The organism is Dokdonia sp. Hel_I_63, assembly GCF_007827285.1.
GTDB lineage: Bacteria > Bacteroidota > Bacteroidia > Flavobacteriales > Flavobacteriaceae > Dokdonia.
Genome location: NZ_VISD01000001.1, coordinates 941302 through 964638, shown reverse-complemented (window position 1 = coordinate 964638; position 23337 = coordinate 941302). Strand labels below are relative to the sequence as shown.

Annotated in this window: 14 protein-coding genes; 6 read left to right on the top strand and 8 right to left on the bottom strand. The window is 37.8% G+C overall.

The genetic code is table 11. The features are described from left to right. Positions 1–140: 140 nt before the first annotated feature. A complete protein-coding gene (gene mutS, locus JM84_RS04255) occupies positions 141–2732 on the bottom strand; it encodes a DNA mismatch repair protein MutS (RefSeq protein ID WP_186439144.1) in 2592 nt (863 codons plus the stop codon). A gap of 561 nt (positions 2733–3293) precedes the next feature. On the opposite strand from mutS, the gene JM84_RS04250 reads away from it, so the two are divergent. Then, a complete protein-coding gene (locus JM84_RS04250; protein WP_144782924.1) occupies positions 3294–6272 on the top strand; it encodes a SusC/RagA family TonB-linked outer membrane protein in 2979 nt (992 codons plus the stop codon). Positions 6273–6281: 9 nt separating this feature from the next. Next, entirely contained in the window at positions 6282–7607 is a 1326-nt protein-coding gene (locus tag JM84_RS04245) for a RagB/SusD family nutrient uptake outer membrane protein (protein WP_144782922.1), read from the top strand. Between the two features lie 143 nt (positions 7608–7750). On the opposite strand, the gene JM84_RS04240 is transcribed toward JM84_RS04245, so the two are convergent. The 4 genes from JM84_RS04240 to JM84_RS04225 are packed head-to-tail and all read right to left on the bottom strand — an operon-like array spanning position 7751 to position 14461. Then, the gene (locus JM84_RS04240) at positions 7751–11296 is read right to left on the bottom strand and encodes an efflux RND transporter permease subunit (RefSeq protein WP_144782920.1); all 3546 of its coding nucleotides are present in this window, start codon (positions 11294–11296) and stop codon (positions 7751–7753) included. Between the two features lie 3 nt (positions 11297–11299). Continuing rightward, entirely contained in the window at positions 11300–12466 is a 1167-nt protein-coding gene (locus JM84_RS04235) for an efflux RND transporter periplasmic adaptor subunit (protein ID WP_144785131.1), read from the bottom strand. A 49-nt stretch (positions 12467–12515) separates the two neighbouring features. Further along, positions 12516–13856 (bottom strand): TolC family protein, encoded by a 1341-nt coding sequence (locus JM84_RS04230; RefSeq protein ID WP_144782918.1) that lies wholly within the window; start codon positions 13854–13856, stop codon positions 12516–12518. Next, entirely contained in the window at positions 13856–14461 is a 606-nt protein-coding gene (locus tag JM84_RS04225) for a TetR/AcrR family transcriptional regulator (protein ID WP_013750300.1), read from the bottom strand. Before JM84_RS04225 ends, JM84_RS04230 begins: the two co-directional genes overlap by 1 nt. A gap of 161 nt (positions 14462–14622) precedes the next feature. Here JM84_RS04225 and JM84_RS04220 point away from each other — a divergent pair, with 161 nt between their 5' ends. After that, positions 14623–15597 carry a polyprenyl synthetase family protein gene (locus JM84_RS04220; RefSeq protein WP_144782916.1) on the top strand — a complete coding sequence of 325 codons (975 nt, stop codon included), beginning with the start codon at positions 14623–14625 and terminating at the stop codon, positions 15595–15597. A 12-nt stretch (positions 15598–15609) separates the two neighbouring features. Here JM84_RS04220 and JM84_RS04215 read toward each other — a convergent pair whose 3' ends face one another. Then, complete coding sequence (locus tag JM84_RS04215; protein WP_144782914.1) at positions 15610–16095, bottom strand: OmpA family protein; 486 nt, start codon at positions 16093–16095, stop codon at positions 15610–15612. 95 nt (positions 16096–16190) lie between these two features. On the opposite strand from JM84_RS04215, the gene JM84_RS04210 reads away from it, so the two are divergent. Continuing rightward, a complete protein-coding gene (locus tag JM84_RS04210) occupies positions 16191–17603 on the top strand; it encodes a CotH kinase family protein (RefSeq protein WP_144782912.1) in 1413 nt (470 codons plus the stop codon). Between the two features lies 1 nt (position 17604). Here the strand turns inward: JM84_RS04210 and folK are convergent, their stop codons facing one another. Then, entirely contained in the window at positions 17605–18741 is a 1137-nt protein-coding gene (gene folK / locus JM84_RS04205; RefSeq protein WP_144782910.1) for a 2-amino-4-hydroxy-6-hydroxymethyldihydropteridine diphosphokinase, read from the bottom strand. A gap of 96 nt (positions 18742–18837) precedes the next feature. On the opposite strand from folK, the gene JM84_RS04200 reads away from it, so the two are divergent. Then, on the top strand, positions 18838–19551 hold the full coding sequence (locus tag JM84_RS04200; protein WP_144782908.1) for a queuosine precursor transporter: 714 nt from the start codon (positions 18838–18840) through the stop codon (positions 19549–19551). 109 nt (positions 19552–19660) lie between these two features. Further along, positions 19661–22342, top strand: coding sequence for an AsmA-like C-terminal region-containing protein (locus JM84_RS04195; protein WP_144782906.1), 2682 nt, complete (start codon positions 19661–19663; stop codon positions 22340–22342). A gap of 62 nt (positions 22343–22404) precedes the next feature. Here the strand turns inward: JM84_RS04195 and JM84_RS04190 are convergent, their stop codons facing one another. Beyond that, positions 22405–23322, bottom strand: coding sequence for a patatin family protein (locus JM84_RS04190; RefSeq protein ID WP_144782900.1), 918 nt, complete (start codon positions 23320–23322; stop codon positions 22405–22407). Between the last annotated feature and the right edge of the window lie 15 nt (positions 23323–23337).

Below are 23337 nucleotides of genomic sequence, written 5' to 3'. Positions count from 1 at the left end.
GCTATACCATAACTTCAAATAGATGAGTGGCCCACCTATTTATATGCTACTATAGAAATGCAGATCGTTCTAACGTAAGCTTTCTAATGTGGGAAATTAAAAAGGTCCATTTAATGTAAAGTGATGGCTCTCTATGGTAATTAAGCTCTTAAACTACCTTTTTTACTTACTAACATCCTTTTGATTTCATTGAGTTTCATAAGAGCTTCTACTGGTGTAAGGGTATCAATATCTATGTGTAGAATTTCTTCCTTTATCTCTTCTAATAAGGGATCATCTAAGTTAAAAAAACTGAGTTGCATTTCTTCTTCTCCCACTTTTTTAAGTGTGCCAGTGAGCTCCTCACTGCCGTGAGATTTCTCTAGTTTTTCCATCATCTTAGTAGCACGACGAAGTACTTGTTGTGGCATTCCTGCCATTTTTGCAACGTGAATCCCAAAACTATGGGCGCTACCGCCAGGAACTAGCTTGCGTAGAAAGAGCACGTTATCCTTAAGTTCTTTTACAGAGACATTAAAATTTTTAATACGCTCAAAAGTTTCTGACATTTCATTAAGCTCGTGATAATGGGTTGCAAATAATGTTTTGGGACGTCCAGGATGTTCATGTAAAAACTCACTGATAGCCCAGGCAATAGATATCCCATCATACGTGCTTGTTCCACGACCTATCTCGTCCAGTAATACTAAGCTTCGGTCACTTAGGTTATTTAGAATACTAGCCGTCTCATTCATCTCTACCATAAAGGTACTTTCACCCATAGAAATATTATCACTGGCTCCTACTCGTGTAAATATTTTATCTACAACACCTATATGTGCTGCTTGCGCTGGCACAAAACTACCCATTTGAGCTAGCAAGACAATCAAAGCGGTCTGTCTTAAAATGGCACTCTTACCAGACATGTTAGGCCCAGTAATCATAATCATTTGCTGATCACCACTATCTAAATACACATCATTTGTCACATAAGCCTCACCTAGCGGTAGCTGCTTTTCTATTACGGGATGTCGCCCTTGTTTTATATCTATTGCTTGTGACTCGTCTAGCGTAGGTCTCACATAATTGTTTTCTCTAGCGAGTTGTGTAAAACCGAGTAAACAATCTAGTTGTGCTATCTGGGAAGCATTTGCCTGTACTTGAGGAATAAAACTACTCATCCAGTTTACCAGTGCTGCAAATAGTTGCTGTTCTATGGCTTGAATACGCTCTTCGGCTCCTAAAATCTTTCCTTCGTATTCCTTAAGCTCCTCAGTAATGTATCGTTCTGCGTTAACTAGTGTTTGCTTTCTTATCCACTCTTCTGGCACTTTGTCACGATGCGTATTACGCACCTCTATATAGTACCCAAAAACATTATTTGATGCTATCTTAAGCGAGGTGATCCCAGTGCGCTCAGTCTCACGAGCTAACATTTTCTCTAGATAATCTTTACCTCCTTGAGATAATACTCTTAATTCATCTAGTTCGTTATAAAAACCAGCTGCAATTGCTCCGCCTTTTATAATAGAAACTGGAGCCTCTTCTTTAAGTGTTTCCTTTATTTTATCACGTAGCACAACGCAGTCTTGAAGTTGCTCGCCTATGATGTTGAGTGACTCATTATCGGTATTAAGAGCAAGTCCTTTTATAGGAACAATTGCTTCTAGCGAATTCTTAAGTTGTATAACCTCTCGCGGACTTATTTTACCTGTAGCAACTTTACTTATGAGACGTTCTAAATCTCCTATTTTCTTAATGTTAGACTGCATTTTATCAAATATCTCTCCATTATCTGAGAGAAAAGACACCACATCATGACGCCTTTCAATCTCATCAAGACGTTTGAGAGGTAATGCTAGCCATCGTTTGAGTAAACGACCTCCCATTGCAGAGGTCGTCTTATCTATTATATCTATCAAAGTAATAGCCTTAACACCAGAAGCCGAGTTATATAACTCGAGATTTCTTATAGTAAAGCGATCCATCCACACGTAATCATCTGCCGCAATACGGCGTATTCTTGTGATGTGCTGTAGTTTATGATGTTGGGTTTCTCCTAAATAATGAAGCGCTGCACCAGCCGCAACTACACCTTCAGACAAGTGTTCTACACCGAAGCCTTTTAAGGAATTAACGTCAAAATGCTTGTGTAAAGATTCTGTAGCATAATCTATATGAAACACCCAATCTTCTTGGTAAAAAGTATGATAATCTGAGCCATATGCTTCTAAAAATCCCTTCTTCTGCTTCTTACAAACTAGCAGCTCGCTAGGTGCAAAATTTTGCAATAATTTATCTACATATGCTATATCCCCTTGTGCAGTAAGATATTCTCCCGTGGACACGTCCAAGAATGCCACACCTACTTTTTCTTTATTAAAAAATACAGCCCCAAGGAAATTATTTGTCTTAGCAGAAAGAATATCATCGTTCATCGCAACTCCCGGTGTCACTAGCTCTGTCACCCCACGCTTAACTATTTTCTTAGTCTGCTTTGGGTCTTCTAGCTGGTCACAAATAGCCACTCTACAACCCGCTTTTACAAGCTTAGGCAAATAAGTATTTAAAGAATGATGAGGAAAACCAGCGAGCTCCGTACGATCTCCACCATTATTACGACTTGTTAATGTAATATTTAAAATGGCAGCTGCTTTTACAGCGTCTTCTCCAAAGGTTTCATAAAAATCTCCTACTCTAAAAAGCAATAGCGCATCTGGGTATTTAGTTTTAATACCATTATACTGCTGCATTAAGGGGGTTACTTTTTTCTTAGCCAAATCATATATTTTAAGAAAAATAAAAGTACGCTATTCTATTGGGTTGGCTTTCTCAAATATGATCAGACTTTCCTAGTTTTTCCACATTTTATATACACGCTTTCGCGAAAGCGCAAAATAAAGCGTTTTAACAACACTTTGAGCCCACCATGACTGTCTCTTTAATTAAGTTAAATATTTTCTCTTAAAAAAGAGCCTAGAGATTGAAATTTAATAGATTATAATTATCAACACTTTTAATTCAATAGATAAAATTTAGTGATTAATTATTTAACAATTTAAGGTCCTATTTAAAAAATATGAGCGTAAAAATGCTGGAGCTAATTTGACAACACCCTTGTTCTCTTACATCTAATCAATAATTACATGAAAAGTTCTCAAAACAAAGCTGATTTATTTGAGAAATCAAGATGATGATTGGCAAATTCGCTTATTTCGTGTAATTTTTAGAATATTATTAGCATATAGTTAACTATTAGCCTAATAAGTTAAATATTATTTATAATTTGGATTATAATCTAAATCAAAGAACAAATGAAACAAAAGTACCCATTACTCAAAATGGCTTATTTCTTGTTGTTTTTAATTCCTTGCGCCCTGATGGGTCAATCTGTTGTAACAGGAGTTATTAAAGACGCTGGTAATAATCCAATTCCCTTTGTCAACGTTATTGAAAAAGGAAGTTCAAACGGAACTACATCAGATTTTGATGGTAATTACTCCATTACCTTAAATGGTAATTCTGGAACCTTAGAATTTTCATATCTAGGGTATGCAACACAAGAACAAGTGATTTCAAGCTCACAAACATTAAATGTAACTCTAGAAGAATCTTCTGAGTCACTAGATGAAGTTGTTATTTCTGGACTAGCATCTTCAGTAAAGAGATCTAATGCCGCTAATGCTGTGGCATCAGTCTCAGCAGAGCAAATTACTGGTACCACACCACCACCTACATTAGATGGAGCGCTGTATGGTAAATTTGCTGGAGCACTCGTAAGCCAGAATTCTGGAGCACCAGGAGGAGGGCTTTCTATTAAACTTCGTGGAGCTACTTCTATCCAAGGTAACACACAACCGCTTTATATTGTGGATGGTGTTTATGTAGATAACTCTTCTATTTCTGCTGGTCTTAATGCAGTTTCTGCAGCATCGGCTGGAGGAAGTGCTTCAAACCAAGATAACCCTACAAACAGAATAGCAGATATAAATCCAGATGACATTGAAAATATCGAAATATTAAAAGGAGCATCTGCTGCTGCTATATATGGTTCTAGAGCTGCTGCTGGGGTTGTTATTATCACAACTAAGAAAGGTAAAGCTGGAGAAACTCAGTTTAAATTTGGTCAATCTTTTGGGTGGACACAAGTAACAAGGCTTTTAGGTTTACGTAATTATAATGAGCAACGCGTAGAGGATAGCTTTGGTGCGGAAGCTGTGCCGCTTTTTGTAGCCGCTAGAGATGAAGGAAGATTAGTAGATTATGAAGAAGAGATTTATGGAGAAAAAGGTCTTATAAGTAGAACTAACTTTAGCATGAGCGGTGGAGATGTAAAAACTCGCTTTTATGCTGGGGTTACGCACAGTAATGAAAATGGTATTGTAAAAAACACAGGTTATGAAAAGACTTCACTTCGTCTTAACTTAGATCACAGAGCTACAGACTTTTTAAAAGTATCACTTAATACAAACTATATCAATTCAAGATCTAACCGTGGTTTCTTTAATAATGACAACTCAGGTACCACTATTGGTGTGACTTTAACGGGTACAACTCCATGGTTACAGTTATTTCCAGATGAAAATGGTGTTTACCCAGATAATCCTTCAGGAGCATCAAACCCTTTACAAACTAGAGACAGAGTAACTAACAGAGAGATTGTAGATCGCTTTATTATTGGTGCTTCTGCAAATCTAGATATCTTCAAAAAAGAAAAATCAAGCCTTGAATTAATTTTACGTGGAGGTTTAGACACTTACGGACAGAAATCTAGAGCTATTTTCCCAAAGGATTTACAGTTTCAAAAACCTGCTAATGGTGGACAAAATGGAGTTGCTGTGCAAGGAGATACTCAAAATAGAAACTACAATCTAGCAGCTTTCTTAGTACATAATTATAGAACGGATAATGATTTATCTTTTAGGACTCAAGCAGGTGTTACAAGAGAGTATTTTGACAGAAATTCTCAACTTATTACTGCAAGTGGACTTGTAGCTTCAGAAACTAATGTTGATCAAGCGGCTAACACTGGAACTAACCAGTTTAGATTACTTCAAGAAGATGCTGGGTTCTTTGTACAAGAAGAAATCAATTTTCAAGATAAGCTTATAGGAGCGATAGGATTAAGAGGAGATAAATCTTCAAATAATGGAGATGCAAACGAACTTAACTATTACCCAAAAGCATCACTCGCTGCAAACTTTAATGAGTTCGATTTCTGGAAAGAAGATAGCTTTGTAGACAAGTTCAAACTTCGTGTAGCTTATGGAGAAGCAGGTAACTTTGCTCCTTTTGGTGCATTATTCACATCATACACTTCGTTTTCTACAGACGGTCTTTTAGGGATAAGCCTTGTAGGCGTGCGTGGAGATGGCGACTTAAGCCCTGAACGCCAAAAAGAATTAGAATTTGGTACAGACCTTAGTATTCTTGATGGTAAAGTAGATTTTTCTGCAACATATTATATTAAAACTGTTGATGACTTAATTCTTAACTCTGCATTACCTCCATCTTCTGGATTTACGAGCGAATTTGTGAATGCAGGTGAATTGCAAAACAAAGGACTTGAACTATCATTGAATAGTAATATTATTGAGTCAGAGGATTTTGTGTGGAATGCTAGTGTAAACTGGTTTAAAAACACTTCTAAAATCACTCGTTTAGATGTTGACCCATTCAATGTAGGAGCCTTTGGAGCGACACTTGGTACATTTAGAATTGAAGAAGGTTCTAGCGCTACTCAAATAGTAGGAATAGGCCCTAACCCTGGTGCAAATGGATTCCAGAAATTTGGAGATTCAGAGCCAGATTTTCAAATGGCATTCAATAACAGTCTTCAATACAAGGACTTCCAATTATCATTTTTATGGCAATGGAAAAAAGGTGGTGACAACATTAATTTAACTACATTATTATCTGATTTAAACGGTACTAGTGCAGATTATGATGATTCTGGACTTGATCCTTCTGGAGCTCTTGCAAATGGCCCATATAGAGTGAGCCAGCTTGGTTCATCTGCAGATGTATTTGTAGAGGATGCATCTTACTTAAGATTGCGTGAAGTGGGATTATATTACACAATACCTACAACAACTTTAGAAAACTTCTTAGGAGGAAATATAGATAACATTAAAATAGGATTTTCTGGAACAAACCTAATCAACATATTTGATTACAACAGTTATGATCCAGAAGTTTCAAACTTTGGAGGTGGAGGTATCTTTACAGGTGTAGAGGTTACGCCTTTCCCATCATCAAAGCGTTTCTTATTTAATCTCGCTGTAAACTTTTAAAATAAAAAGATGAAAAAATATATAACTAAAAGCTTACTTGCACTGAGTATTTGTGCTGGGCTTTATTCTTGTGACGTACAAGAATATTCAGACTTAAACAACCCCGAGGTTGATGCCTTTGAAGACAATCTAACTCGCGGAGACTTACAAGACCTAGTGGGCGGAGTGCTATACAGCTCTCGCGTAGGTCTGGGAACTTACTTTGATGATTGTGGCGTTATAGGTAGAGAATACTATAGATTCTCAAGCTCAGACCCTAGATTTACAAGTGATTTACTAGGTGGAGAAAATGCCGTTTTAGATAACAATACCTTCTATATCACAACCCCATGGGCTGCAAGGTATAGAACCGTAAAAAACGCCAATCTTATCTTAGGATTCATTGAAGCACAAGATCTCTCTGCCATATTTACTAACGAAGAGCTTAGTGCAACAAGAGGATTTCTTAATACAATGATTGCACACGAGCTACTGCTCAACCTTAATCTTACAGATGAAGGTGGTATACGTATAGATGTAGCAGATGAGACTAATCTAGGACCTATTGTTTCAAAAAGTGAAGCGTTAAGCTTTATAAAATCAACACTAGATGCTGCTGCCTTAGACCTAAGTGCTGGTGGTGATGCCTTTCCATTTGTACTTTCTTCTGGCTTTGGAGATTTTAATACTCCAGCAAGCTTTAGCCAAGTAAGTAATGCGCTTGCGGCACGTGTAGCTGCATATCAAGGCGATTTTGCTGGTGTACTATCATCTCTTGAAGATTCATTTTTAACACTAGATAATAATGAATTAGATTTAGGTGTTTATCACAACTTTTCTCAAGACCAGACAGATATTCTTAACCCTATGTTTTTTGCTCTCAACTCATCTACTGCAGGTGCACGTATCGCACAACCATCTTTTATCACAGATGCCGAGACAGATGACCAACGTCTTGACAAAGTTGTGCTTAGAGAATCTGCTCTTACTCTAGATGGTCTTACTGGAGAGTATGATGTGTTTAGATATACTAGTAACGTAGACCCTATTCCAATCATACGTAAAGAAGAACTACTCTTATTATACGCAGAGGCAAACATTACCATTAATCCTATGGAGGCAGTTACAGCTTTAGATATCATACGCGAAAGCGCTGGACTGGATTCTTATGCTGGAGCTATGGATGCTGCTTCTCTTACAGATGAGATGCTTACACAACGTAGGTACTCACTCTATGCAGAAGGACACAGATGGATCGATGTACGTCGTTACAATCGCCTTGACGAGTTACCTATTGATAGAGCAAATGATGATGTATTTTCTCAATTCCCAATACCACTTACTGAGAACCAATAAGTAACACCTAATTCATTCAAACCCTCTCAATAGATATTGAGAGGGTTTTTTTATACTTTCGCGAAAGCGTAATTACTCATTAAAAAAGCGCATTCAGCTTATTGCCGAATGCGCTTTTCTACACTAATTAACTAACTAATTACTTATGCTGCTTCTGGCAGCTCTTTTTCTTCTTCTACCTCATCTTTACCACCTCGTATTTTAAATTTAATACGATATACTATGTAGTATAGTAGTGGTACAATAATAAGCGTTAAGAAAGTCGCTATGATTAATCCGTAAATTACTGTCCACGCTAGTGGGCCCCAGAAAATCACGTTATCACCTCCTACATAAATCCCTGCATCAAACTCTTGGAACAACCCAAAGAAGTCAATGTTAATTCCTATTGCAAGTGGTATTAGACCAAGAACGGTTGTGATGGCAGTAAGCAATACTGGGCGTAAACGTGCACGACCACCTTCTATAATGAGTTCTTGCATGGTCTTTTTATCAAGCATTTGCTTTCCTTCCAGATCTTGCGCTACTTCTTTACGATCTACAAGTAGCTGTGTATAATCAAGTAGTACCACTCCATTATTTACCACAATACCTGCAAGAGATATAATTCCCATCATGGTCATGATAATTACAAATGGCGACCCACTTATGATGATACCACCAAATACTCCTATAAAACTTAAGAAAATAGCTATCATAATGATAACTGGCTTTGATATGGAACTAAATTGAAATATCAATAAGAAGAATATTAATGCCAGTCCGCCAAAAAATGCACTTACTAAGAAATTCATTTCCTTTGCTTGCTCTTCGATTTGGCCTGTATAGTTTACCTTAATATCCTTTGGTATTTCGTCGAAGTTTTTCATCTCCTCTTGTACAGCAGCTACTACCACACCTGCATCTGTAAAACCAGCGGCAAGGTTAGAATATACTGTCACTACACGCTTAGAATCTCTGTGCTTTATCGCACTAAATGAAGATGTGTTTCTTGTAGTGGTTACTGCACTTACAGGTACTTCTTTTACTTGCCCCGTAGCAGGATCTCTAAAAGTGATGTTCTGATTAAATAAAGCCGACTTATCATATCGCTGCTCTTCATTGAAGCGCACGTAAATATCATAATCTTCCCCATCTTTTTTATAAACCCCAGCTTTATCACCAAAGATAGAACGACGTAGTTGCAGCCCTACTTGACCAGTAGCTACACCCAGTTCTCCTGCCTTCTGGCGATCTACAAGAACTTCTGTTCCTGGTTTACCTCTATTTACATTAATCTTAAGCTCATCTACTCCAGGAACGTTGCGGCTATTAATATAGTTACGCATTTGCTCTGCTGCGATAATGAGTTCTTGGTAATCTTTACCTTCTAGCTCGATGTTAATAGGGTATCCTTGTGGTGGTCCTGCAGCATCTTTTTCTACTGTAATTACAACCCCTGGATACACACCTCTCACGGCGTCTTGCACTTTAAAGCGTAGCTCTTCACTATCTGCCTCATTACGGTACTTATACTCACGCATTGTTGCCGTAATTTTTGCTTTATGCGGCATCTCGGCAGCACTACCGCCATCTGTTTGAGGATTACCTGCACCTTCACCTACTTGTGATACAGAAGTTTCTACAAGAGCATTGTAATCTTCACCCTCTAGATATGCTTCGTCATTAAATACTTTAAAGACGCGCTGCTCTATTTCTTTAGTAATGGCATTTGTTTTCTTGATGGCTGTTCCTTCTGGATACTCGACATACACCGTAATCTGGTTAGGCTTATTATCTGGGAAGAACTCTATAGCGGTACGACCTGCTCCTATAGAACCTCCGAACGCCATAAAAGTTAAAATTAACAGTAGAAAAATACCTCCTACAAATGCAATAGGTCTGTAGCCTCTAATAGACCATCCTAAGAAGTTTTTGTACACCTTCTCAAGCCACGTAAGGAAACGCTGCTGAAAAACATCGGCAGCACCTTTAAGCAGGTATTTGTAGATCCACATAAAGATGATGGTTGCAATCACAAGGCTTCCTAGTCCACGTATGCTTCCTCCTAAAAATAATATCATTAACCCAATAGGCAACATGATGAGTGAGGTGCGGATAAGAAATTTTCGCGTAAGCGCTTTCTCATCTGTTTTCATAAACTGTGATACGAGCATCGAGTTTATAAAGATTGCCACAAATAATGATGACCCTAGTACCACAGATAATGTGATAGGGAAGTAAATCATAAACTGCCCCATAATCCCTGGCCAAAGTCCTAATGGCACGAAGGCAGCTACCGTAGTAAGTGTAGATATAATGATAGGGAATGCTATCTCTCCGATACCTTTTTTGGCCGCTTCTATACGTCCCATTCCTTCTTCGTCCATGAGGCGATACACGTTTTCTACTACCACAATACCATTATCTACTAGCATCCCAAGTCCCATAATAAGGGCAAAAAGGATCATGGTATTCATGGTATAACCCATCAAGTTGAGGATCATAAAACTCATAAACATAGACATAGGAATAGCAAACCCTACAAAAAGTGCGTTTTTAAATCCTAAAAAGAACATAAGTACACCTACCACGAGAATAATACCAAAGATGATATTGTTTACAAGGTCGTTTACTTGATTTTCTGTCTTTGCACTCTGATCATTTGCGGTACGCACAACTACATCTGGAGGAAATACCTCTGCCGTAGCATTTGCTATGATCTCGTTGATTTGCTCAACAGCTTCAATCATATTTTCGCCAGATCTTTTCTTTACATCTAGCATTACCACCGTCTCGCTTATCTCCTCATCATTTACAGTATCTCCTTCATATAATGTGAGATCTCTAGCGTAGGTAGTTTTATCTTCTTCAGAAAAAGTTACCTCTGCAATATCCTTAAGGTATACCGCCCCATTATCTGATTTTATTACAAAATCTTCAAGCTCTTCTGGACTTTGTATCTCTCCTATCACACGAATGTTACGACGTTGCCCGCTACTCACAAGGTTACCAGCAGATAGGGTCATATTTTCATTTCCTATAGAAGCAAGTATGTCATTAAAACTTACTTGAGCAGCTATCATTTTATACACATCTACTGCTACTTCTACCTCACGCTCTTGCGCACCACGTATAGTTGCTTCTTTGATTTCCTTAAGGCTTTCTATCTCATCCTGCAGGTACTCTGCATATTCCTTAAGCTTTATAGTAGGGTAATTACCAGATACGTTTACATTAAGAATAGGTGTCTCCTCAGAGATACTTAGGTCAAATACGTTAGGCTCTACCTTTGCATTGTTAAACGTAGGCCAGTCTTCATTTGCTGTTTCTGAGTCTACCTCATCCTTTACTCGTTGCTTTGCCTCCTGTACATCAACTCCTTCCTTAAACTCTATGGTGATGATTGCATAATCTTCTTGCGAAGTAGAAAGCACCTCAACCACATCTGACAAGTTCTGAAGTTTATCCTCTAGCGGATCTACAATGAGACGTTCAATATCCTCTGCGGTGTTCCCAGGATATGGTGCCGAAATATAAATTTTAGTCTCATTGATTTCTGGGAAATTCTCACGTGCCATACCTAAGTATGCACCCATTCCTAAGGCCAGAAACAGCGCCATAAGAACGTAAATAATGGTAGGATTATCAATCGCCCAGCTGGAGATTGCAAATTCCTTATCTACATTTTTCTTTTTCTTATCTGTCATCGCTTAGTATGTTAAGATTTTTACCGCTTGGTTGTCTTTTACAGACCTTGCTCCTTCTACAATTATTTTATCGCCTACTTCTACTCCAGAAAGCACTTCAATGCGATCTCCTTGAGATTTACCAGTAGTAATTATTTTTTGCTGCGCTATCATTTCGTCCGCTTTCGCGAAAGCGATATATACAAATTGCTCACCGTCTGCATTTTCATTAATTACATTGAGAGGGATTAAAATCGCGTTATCTGCTGTATAATCGTTAATAGAAAGTCGCGCAGTAAGGTTAGGTTTTACCTTACCATCTTTATTAGGAACATCTACTTCTATAGCAAAACTTCTGTTTGATGGTTTAATGTAATTACCAGTCTGACGCACAGTAGTCTCAACCGTTTCTCCTAATACAGGAAAATCTACTTTTACCTTTTTACCGGCAGTTACTGTAGGTAAGTAGCTCTCAGGAATCTCTGCAGCTACATACATATTGTCAAGATTTACAATTCTAAATAACGCCATTCCTGGAGCAACTACCGTTCCTTGGTCTGTAATTACTTGGTCTATCACACCAGAAAAAGGTGCATTTACAGTAGTCTTACCCAGCTGACTTCTAATTTGACTCACCATGTTTTGTGATGATTCATATTGAGTTTTTGCTTGTAGGTATTGGATTTCAGATCCTATTTTTTGATCCCATAAACGTTGCTGGCGTTCAAAGGTAGTTTTGGCAAGTGCAAGTTGTGATTCCATTTGTGCTACTTGACTTCCTAAACCTCCATCATCTATGCGAGCTAGTGTTTGTCCTTTTCTCACACGCTGCCCTTCCTTTACAAGGACTCTAGAGAGCGTCCCTTGGTATTCTGGATAAATAAGCACATTTTGCTTAGTCTCCACATTACCTTGTACTTCAATAAAGTGATTAAACAAAGTATCCTTAACCGTCATTGTAGTAATAAGAACCTCTTTCTTGTCTCTCGGTGTTTTTTCTTCTAGCACTTTTTCAATTTGTGCAAGTTGATCATTACTAGTTGTTATCTCTGCCTTAAGTGCTTCTTTCTTAGCTTGAAGCTCTTCTACTGAGCCAGACTCTATGAGTGTTTCTACAGATTTTCCGCTAGTGTCTCCTCCACAAGAAACGAGTGCAATACTTAAGATAGCAAGTGTTATATATTTTTTCATCATTGTTTATTTCTGGTTGGTACTCTATTAAAATTCCTTGTTAAGAAAACTAGTTATTGGTATAATTAGGCACATTAAGTATAGTCTCAAGATCTGCCTTTGTTGTGATTATTTGCAACATTGCTTGTAGCAACTCCTGTTGCACTTGATAAAGCTGTGTCTGAGCTTGTCTCAAATCAAAACTCGTACTCAAGCCTTCTCTAAATTTTACTTGATTTTTATTCTCGATACGCTCTGCTAGCGTGATATTCTTAAGAGATGTATTGTAGTTATCTATGGCAAGCTCATGATCACTTTTGGCAGAGGCATATGCAAGTTTAATTTGCTGTGCTGTCTCCTCTTTTTGAGTTTTGGCTTGATCTAGCGCTATTGCCGCTTGCGCAGTTCTTGCATTACGCATCCCAGAACTAAAAATTGGAATGTTCAGTTGGAAACCGGTAATAGATTGCGGGAACCACTTCTCGTCACTATCAAAGAAGTTAAACTCGTTACGCCCTGCAAATGTTCCTACATTTATAAAAGCACCTAGTGTAGGCAGTGCTTTACTTTTTTCAAGTTTAAGTTCGAGCTCACGTTGTTCATTAAGATTATTTGCAATCTTGTAATCTACATTTTGCTCTAAGTTTACCGTATCATTAAGAAGTCCTAATGCAGGTAATGCTAGTCCTTCTAGGGTTTGCGTGAGCACCGTTTCTTCATTTACATCAATCCCTATTGCTAGGTTAAACATTTGCTTAGCAATGGTTACCATACGCTTTGCATTTGCTCGTTGATTCTGAAGTGATAAAAACGTAATCTGTAGTTGCTCCACATCCTCCTCCTCTGCAAATCCATTTTTAAAAATGATTCTAGTTTCCCTGAGGTTGTCTTCTAATGTCGCAATATTCTTATCTAATATTGCCACGCTTTCCTCTGCAAGTAGTACTCCTCCGTATGCATTTATTACACCCTTACGAACTTCTAGCTGCGTTTTCTCGTTTGCATTTTTAGAAAACTCAAGAAATGTTTTGGCAGCTTGTAACCCTACAAGGTATGAACCATCAAAAATAAGCTGACTTAATGTTGCCGTTGCAGTAGCATTCTGTTGTGTTCCAAAAACTACAGGAATAAATGTCCCAGGCTCACCACCCGTAAATTCGGCTGGAATAAGCTGTGTAGGCTGTTTTATCTGGTAGTTATAATCTAAGCTTGCGCTTACCTGTGGTAATCCACTGGCGGTAGTCTCCCATTTTTTCTTAATTGCCTTTGCGATGTCTCGGCGGCTATTAATAGCTGTATAATTGCTATCTAAAGCAAAGGTTACAGCCTCTTCTACGGTAAAACTTCTAGTTTGTGCTATTGTTGCAACACTTACTAGTAATAATATCGCTATCGATAATCTCTGTATCATTAGTTGTGGTTAGATTTGATGAGTTTGTTTAAAATTTTTCTTCCTTTAGGGGTTACAATACCACGTATGTGATACTCTAGATACATATCATGTAAATCTGAAACGGGGAAAACAGATTTTGGAAAAATAGTTTCATCCTTAATTCCAGTCATTCCCGTGAAGTAAATACTTACTACAAATTCTACACTGATATCACTTATAAATAATCCTTGCTCTATTCCTCTAAGTACATTTCTAGTCACACTACTTTTCATGTAATCATATTGACTCTTTCTAAGGGTCTGATGTATTTTAGGGTAGTACTTTTGAAGCTGATACATAGAAGACGTGCGCTCGCCATTAATATGCTCAAGTACATATTTTTTAATATCATATAACTCTTCTATAGGATTTAACTCCCGTTCAAAGATGGTATCTATTCCTCCACATACATTTGTAAACATTTGCATAGCGCTTGCCGAAACTATCGCCTCCTTATTTGAATAGTAGCTATACACTGTCTTTTTTGACATACCCATCTCTCGGGCTATATCATCCATTGTTATGCTCTTAAACCCCTGGCTTAAAAACAACTCTGTGGCAGTATTTAATAATTGATCTTTCATATTTCGAGCGCAAAAGTACGTAGGAAACTTTTAAAGTTTTTATAGTTTCCAATTTATTTACATAAATTTTAACAGTTGTAGGGATTTACCATACGCTTTCGCGAAAGCGTAATAGGGCATAATCACCTCTTATCACTTATTTTTACAAAAAATTGCAATTCATGCGTAGCATACAAGAATACACAGAGGTATTTATTGATTATTTAAATAAACACACCTTAGAGAAAAAGCCAAAAAATTTATATGACCCTATAAATTATATACTAGGCTTAGGAGGTAAGAGGCTGCGTCCTGTACTTACACTTATGGCTTGTGAGCTGTTTGAAAAAGACCATGCTATCGCCCTTGATGCTGCCCTAGCCATAGAGATCTTCCACAACTTTTCATTAGTGCATGATGATATTATGGATGACGCTCCACTGCGTCGAGGTAAGGAAACTGTTCATGAAAAATGGGATATAAACACTGGAATCCTTTCTGGTGATGCAATGCTTATAAGAGCGTACCAACTCTTTGAAAATTATGAAGGTGATACCTTTAAAGAACTTGCAAAACTCTTTTCTAAAACGGCAATTGAGGTTTGTGAAGGGCAACAGTATGACGTAGATTTTGAAACTCGTGACAATGTTACCATCCCAGAATATATGAAAATGATTGAGTACAAAACAGCTGTACTTGTAGGGGCTGCCCTAAAAATGGGAGCCATAGTTGCTGGCGCTTCAAAAACTTGTCAAGAAGCAATTTATAATTATGGTCGTGATCTAGGTCTAGCATTCCAACTACAAGATGATTATCTAGATGCCTTTGGCGATCCAGAGAGTTTTGGGAAGCAAGTGGGCGGTGATATTATAGAAAATAAAAAGACCTTCTTATACCTTACTGCACTTATCAATTCTGACAAAGATGATGCACAACAACTAGAGCATTTCTTCTCTATCTCACCAGCAGATCCTGCAGAAAAAATTGAAACCGTAAAGCAACAGTTTCTCGACTCCGGTGCCGCAAAAGCTACAGAACAAGAAATCGCCAAATACACGCAGAAAGCATTTACAGCACTAGATAACGTTGATATCTCTGAATATAAGAAAGAGGTATTGCGCCTTTTTGGAGAGAGTTTAATGAAGCGTACTTACTAAGAAAACGTAATGCTATGGTAATGCATTAATTGCCCTTACTCTCAAACTTAATCCCACGCTGTCTTTAACAGGGAGCACGGTAATCTTAAGCTGATTTCTTTCTAGTCCCTGACTTATAAGATATTCTCCTACCTCCCTAGCTCTTGCCTGAGCAAGGCAAGCATCTGTGGTGTCACTGGCACTTGATGAATAATAACTTTCTACTTCTAATGAGAGCTTTCGTTCCAATAATAAACGCACTCGTTTATTAATGTAATGTTTATCATAATTAGATAATCGCGGATCCATACTATCACTAAGAATCTCTAAAGTTTGATATTCTTTCCACTCACAGAGTACCGCTTTCCATAGTTTATCTTCTCCTCCACCGTCACGTGAAAGGTAGCAAACCCCTGGTTTTGGGTTAGGAGGACCAAGCGCTATACTTGATTTTGCACTTTCTTGCCCCGTCAAAATAGTAGCAAAAAGGCAGAGTAAAAAACTAGTTATCAATCTCATAGCATAAAAGTACAATTTTATAAGACTCTCAAAATTTCCTTAACATTCATTTGTGGCATTTCAATTGCATTATCTTTACTGTAAATCAATCTATTGTGAGATATTCAATTTTTTTATTAGTACTAGCAATTTCTATTAACTCTTGTGCGCAAGTAACCTTTACTCCACAAACCTTGGCAATAGACGATTCTCTTAATATTGCCATTATCCAAATACCTAAAGGGACCACAGTAACAGATGGAGATTTCCAGATTAACGGACTATCATACACTCTTACTCTTTCAAGTAACGATGCTATTTATACTGCTTCTCACCTATTAAAGCATGGTGCTACTACTTACAAAACCTATCTCACCTCATATCCACTCATACAGATAGATGCTCCACAGGGGATTGTAAATGAGCCTAAACGTATGGCAACAATATCTTATGCAGATAAAGACACGCAGTTTACAAGTTATGCAGGGATAGAACTGAGAGGAAGCAGCTCTCTTGTGTTTCCTAAAAAAACCTACGATCTCAACTTTTATAAAGACAGCCTAGGTTTTGAAAATCAAGATTATGAACTTGCAGGTATGCGCAGTGATGACGACTGGATTCTGGATGGGCTTTACAACGAACCGCTACGTATGCGTTCTTACCTCTCTCTCAATTTATGGAATGATATTTACAAACCGCATTATCTAGATAAAGAACCAACAGCCAAAGCTGGCGCAACAGCAGCCTATGCCGAGGTTGTTGTAAACGGGAGTTACCAAGGCATCTTCTTACTACAAGAACAAGTAGATCGCAAACTGGTACAAGTAAAAAAGAATCGTGGCGACACGGTGCGTGGTGAGATTTTTCAAGGGGCGCGCTACCTAGGCGCTAGCTCTTTTGACTCCATACCTCCTAAAAAGAATTTCTTAGCAAGTTGGGGTGGCTATGATATTAAATACCCTTCTGAAACAAATGCTCCTTGGGACAATGTATACCCATTTACAGATTTTGTAGTGCACAGTGATGATGACGCTTTCGCGAAAAGAATTTCAAAACAATTTGTAATCGATAATGCGATTGATTATTTCCTATACATCAATGCTGTGCGCGCCCCAGATAATTTAGGTAAGAATTTATATCTCATACGTTACGATGCAGGAGAACCTTACTTCTATGCACCATGGGATCTAGATGGAAGCTTCGGAACCATTTTTAGTGGTAAACGAATAAAAACCACTGATGATTTTCTTACAAATGGTCTCGTGAGAAGACTTATAAAAACAAATGCAGATGCTTTTAATACGCGTTTTAAAGAACGATGGAAAACACTTCGAGCTCAAGTATTGAGTCAAGAAGAACTACTCACTAGACAACAAAATGTATATGAAAAACTCTCGTCACATCTAGTTTTTGAAAGAGAACAGCTGGTATGGAAAGATTTTAAATCTGACCGAGAAGGGCTAAACTATATGCAACAATGGACTAAAGAAAGACTTGCGTTTCTAGACGATTATATTTCTAAACTCTAAATTACTCATTTGCAAATTGGTTGATAATAGATAAAAAGTCAGCTCTGTTTTTGACAAAATCTAACTCTGAAATATCAATAATCTTAACATTGAGATTGTGTTGAGTCTTTATAAAATCAAGGTACCCTTGGTTTATTTTTTCTAAATACGTAGGATCAATACTCTTCTCATAACTACGACCACGCTTCTTTATGTTCTTAAGTAAACGCTCTGTATTTTGATAAAGGTAAACGTATAAGTCTGGCTGCGGCATATCTTTATACATCATCTCATGGAGACGTTTGTAAAGCAAAAACTCCTCCTCTTGTAATGTTACCTGTGCAAATATGAGCGATTTATAACGATCATAATCTGCGCACATAAAATCCTTAAAAAGATCATACTGTCCTAAATCATCGAGCAGCTGTTGGTACCTATCTGCTAGAAAAGACATTTCTAGAGGGAAGGCAAACCTATCTGGGTCTTTATAAAACTTAGGTAAAAAAGGATTGTCCTTAAAGCGCTCAAGTATAAGCTTTGCATTAAACTCATCTGAGATCATCGTGGCGAGGCTTGTTTTTCCCGCTCCTATATTTCCTTCTATGGTGATATAGTTGTAACCACCTAAATCAATACTGTCTTGTGGTTTCTTAAGCCATTTAGCCTGTTTTGTAAGAATACCATCATCGTTACAAGCTTCTAATAACTCTAAATAAGTGACTGGATTTTCAGGTGTAGATAATGCCTCACAAACCTCATCGCCTGCGATATCTGCAAGTGGCTGTAATACAAACAACCGCTCTTGCATATGCTTATGAGGAACCGAGAGTTGCTCTGAAAGCTTTACAACATCGTCATAAAGCAATATGTCTATATCTATTATTCTTGATTGATAAGCTGTTCCTTCCTTTTCCTTACGACCTAGTAATTGCTCTATAGCCTGTGTCGTGTCTAAGAGTTTTTTAATAGGTAGTGATGTTTCCATCCTTACCACACAGTTGTGAAAATCTGGCCCATCAAAACCCCAAGCAGGGCTTTGATACACAGGAGAAATTTTTACAACCCTACCTACACGCTCAAAAAGCAATTGTATTGCTTTATCGAGTGCTTCATAAGTGTTTCCTTGATTACTGCCTAATGATAAGAATGTGGTATGCAAAGATCTAGCTATTGATTTACGAGAATAACATTTCACAACAAATTAAGGAAATCAAAATCACAATGCGCTAATTTTGAAATTGAAGTTATCAAGAAAATGCAACTACCCTCTAAAGATTTAAATACAAAGGATTTACAACTTGCTTATCGCATTTATGTCATTCTAGGTGCTCTCTTTATCTGTGCATTAGTTGTGTCGAATTTAATATTCCAAAAATTCTTTTCGTGGGATTTTTTCGGAATCTACACCTTTGAGATTTCGGTAGGGATACTTCCCTACCCAATAACCTTTTTAATTACAGATGTCGTAAGCGAGATTTATGGTAAGAAAAAAGCAAACCAGATGGTTACTGCTGGTATTTTTGCCTCATTATTTTCGCTCTTAATCGTTTATGTAGGCAACGCTGTTCCTGCAACAAGCTGGTCTCCCGTAGACGACACGCTATTTACTAAGGTTTTTGGAGTCACTGCACTAGCAGTTTTTGCAAGTATGATTGCCTATCTACTAGCACAATACGTAGATATTCACATCTATCACTTTTGGAAACGCATAACTAAGGGTAAACACCTTTGGCTCAGAAATAATTTTTCTACGTTTTTTTCTCAATTTATAGATACATTTTCGGTCCTTTCTTTACTCTGTATCTTTGGACTCATTGAGTGGCAGTTGTTTGGAGGTCTTCTTTTAGGAGGTTTTCTCTTTAAAGTGATTATTGCCGCTTTAGACACACCATTGTTATACTTAGCCGTAGGATTATTTAGGAAGAGATTTGAGCTAGAGGAAGGTGAGGAACTAAAGCTACCTATTTAGGAGGTTGTTTACAAGAATTACAGATACGCTTTCGCGAAAGCGTACTAAAAACAAAAAATATTACAATAAAAAAGGATGTAAATCCTACTCGAAAGAGATAACTCATATTATGAAAAAAGCACTAAAAATTACAGGTATTATACTTCTCGTTATTGTGATACTGCTTGTAGCATCACCTTTCCTTTTTAGAGGAAAACTAGAAGGCTTACTCAAGAAGACCATTAATAATAATTTAAATGCACAGGTAGAGTGGTCTTCTCTCGACCTAAGCCTATTTAGGAGTTTTCCTGACGCTACGGTTATAGTAAACGACTTTACGGTAATTAACAACGCACCGTTTGCCGGTGACACACTTGCTAGTGGTAAAGAATTACGCATTGAGATGGGTGTTACTCAACTCTTCAAAAACACAACAGATGAGCCTATTGCTATAGATGCACTATCACTTCTGGAAGCAAACATACACGTACAAGTAGATTCTTTAGGCAATGCAAATTATGATATTGTAAAAGAAACAGCAACTACAGAAACTGATAGTGAGGAAAACTCAGAACCGTTTGTTTTTAACTTACAAGAGTACAGTCTTATAGACTCAAAAATAATTTATGACGATCGCTCTACACAAACCCACCTAGAACTTACAGAAGTAAATCATACTGGGTCTGGAGATTTTTCGGCTATTGAGAGTGCGCTAGATACAAATACCCACGCTGTAGTATCTTTTGATTATGGTGGTACGCATTATCTAGACGGACACGAGCTCGACCTAGAAGCTGTAATCCAAATGGAGCTAGAAAAGCAGAAGTATACCTTTAAAGAAAACCTAGCCAAAATAAACGAACTCCCACTAGAGTTTAATGGCTTCATACAGCTTCTAGAGGATGGTAATCTTATGGACTTATCGTTTAAAACGCCTTCATCAGATTTTAAGAACTTTCTAGCCCTCATTCCTAAGGAATATAGAGCAAATCTCGACGGCGTGGAGACGAGTGGCGATTTTCGAGTAAGCGGAATTATTAAAGGAAAAACAACGGAGACTAACATCCCAAATCTTGATATTGAGATTGTGTCTAACAATGCTTCTTTTAAGTATCCAGACCTGCCTAAAAGAATGAACAACATCAATATAGATATAAAGATTAAAAATGATACAGGCATCACAGAACTTACTTATATTGAGATAAACGACTTACGTTTTAAAATTGACCAAGACACCTTTACTGCAAAGGGAACGCTCAAGAATTTGATGGGTAATATGCTAGTAAATCTAGACCTAGATGGTGCGCTAGATTTGGGTAACATTGACAAAGTCTACCCACTTAATCTAGACCAACCACTACAAGGGAGACTTGTTGCAGATGTGATGACGAGTTTTGATATGAACTCGGTTGAGAAGCAACAGTATCAAAATATAAAAAGCACTGGTAATGCTACGCTTAGTAACTTCACCTACAGCACTCCAGAACTACCAAATCCCATTGCCATACAAAATGCAGCTGTAAGTTTTAAAACAGGAAATATCACGCTTAAGTCATTTGCTGCAACAAGTGGGACTTCAGATATAAATGCAACGGGATCTATTGAGAACCTCATCCCATTTGTAATGTCTAAAGAGGATTTAAAAGGTCGTTTTGATGTTACCTCAAAGGTGTTTAACCTTGATGATTTTGCGACTAGCACAACAACCACATCTGGCACTACCCAAGCGAGCAAGAGCTCAAGCGACACAGCAATAAAAATTCCAGACTTTCTTGATGCCTCTGTAAACTTTAATGCTACAAAGGTGATTTATGATGGCCTTGAACTTAGCAATACTAAAGGAAGTGTGACTATTGCAAATGAGCAGGCATCATTAAGCAATCTTAACTCTGGCATTTTTGGTGGTGCAGCGGGGCTCTCTGGCTCTGTCACCACACGTGATGGTGCTCCTACTTTTAATATGACTGTAGATTTGAGCAGTATAGATATAGACCGTTCATTTAAGGAGCTAGATATGCTGCAAGGACTTGCTCCTATTGCAAAAGCACTACAAGGGGCGCTCAATACTAAAATACAATTACAGGGACAGCTTGATGATAATTTTAGCCCTATACTTAGCACCATTTCTGGAGATGCATTTGCCGAAATTTTGACTGCAGATGTAGATGCAGATAAGATGCCGCTTCTTAATCTCCTATCGCAAAAACTTGATTTTATAAACCTTGACGACCTTAAATTAGACAAGCTCAAAACCAGTCTTACATTTAATGATGGCCAGGTGGCTGTAAAGCCATTTGATTTTGACGTAAAAGGAATTAATGTGCAGGTAAGCGGTGGACATAGCTTTACAAACGAGATGAACTACACCCTCAACCTCGATCTCCCTGCAAAATACCTAGGAGGTGATGTGAGCGGATTACTTTCAAAACTTACAGATGCCGAAAAAGAGAATATCCATATAGATGTCCCTGTTTCCCTTTCGGGAAATTTTACTGCACCTAAGGTAGATCTTAATCTAAAGGCAGCTACAACTGCACTTACTAACCAGATAATAGAAATCCAGAAGCAACGAGCAAAAGACAAAGTAGAAGATAAACTTACTGATGTATTAGGAGGGCTTTTAGGCGGAAACAAAACAACGCCAAACACTACTGCGACAGATAGCACAACTACTGACACACAAACCCCTCAAAATAGCACTACCAAGCCTAAAGCTGAAGATGCTATTAAAGATGTCGCAACGGGAATATTAGGTGGTCTCTTTGGGAAGAAGAAAACAACTAAAGAAACGGTGAAGGATACGGTTAATTAATGATGTAGCAATACGAGTTATGATGTGACATATTAATTCTCTGCTTTAGCAAAAGCAGGGTATTACCCCTCATCATCCACCTTAATCTCGTTGAGTTCTTCGTTTTTATACTTGGCATAGTCAAAGCCACTTTGCCACCATATTTTCATCTTTTCTTTGTTAAAAATCAATGAATTTGTGGTGAGTACTGTAGGCGTATAATAGAAGTTAATTATTGCCTCTTTTTGATTTGCTGCATACTTACCTATGGTGATGTTTTGCTTCTCAATACGGTCCATCATGAAACCATGAAGGTTACTAAGCAGAGAAAAAACATTAGTAGAAGGGAGGTTATTGTAATAAGTAACTTCTGTTTCAAGTATGATTACATCGACCTCTGTTGCACCGCGCTCTACGGCTTCCTTAATAGGTACTAGCGCGCCAAAACCACCATCTGCATACTCACATCCGTTTTTTGACGCAAGACTCATAAAAGGGATGTAATTACACGACATCCATACCCAGTCACAAAAATCTTCGTAAGTTTCTTCTTTACTAGACTTATACTCCGTTTTATGAAGTGAGAGATTTGAAACAGTGACTAGCACTTCTTTGCCACTATCTTGTAGTTGTTTATAATTTTCCCTTGTAAAGGTTTTTTCTATAAGTTTTCTCAACTTTTTACTTTCTCCAAAAGTCTTAGAGCCTTTAAGAAAATTACGCAGTACACTCCAGTGATCAATAGCGATGGTTTGCTCTCCCCATTTATCTTTTTTGATTACAAATGGACACACATTAAAAATGGCGTTCTGATTAACAGAAGTATACACATCCTTTATCTTTTCAATATTTTGAAGTGCGAGATGAGGCACTAGCAAACTGCCTGTAGAGGTTCCCACCAGCATGTCATAATCCTTACCCATTTCTTGCATAAGGTATTGAGCTACGCCTCCGCCAAAAGCGCCTTTACTTCCTCCTCCTGAAATGACTAATGCTCGCATTGTGGGTTCTCTTTG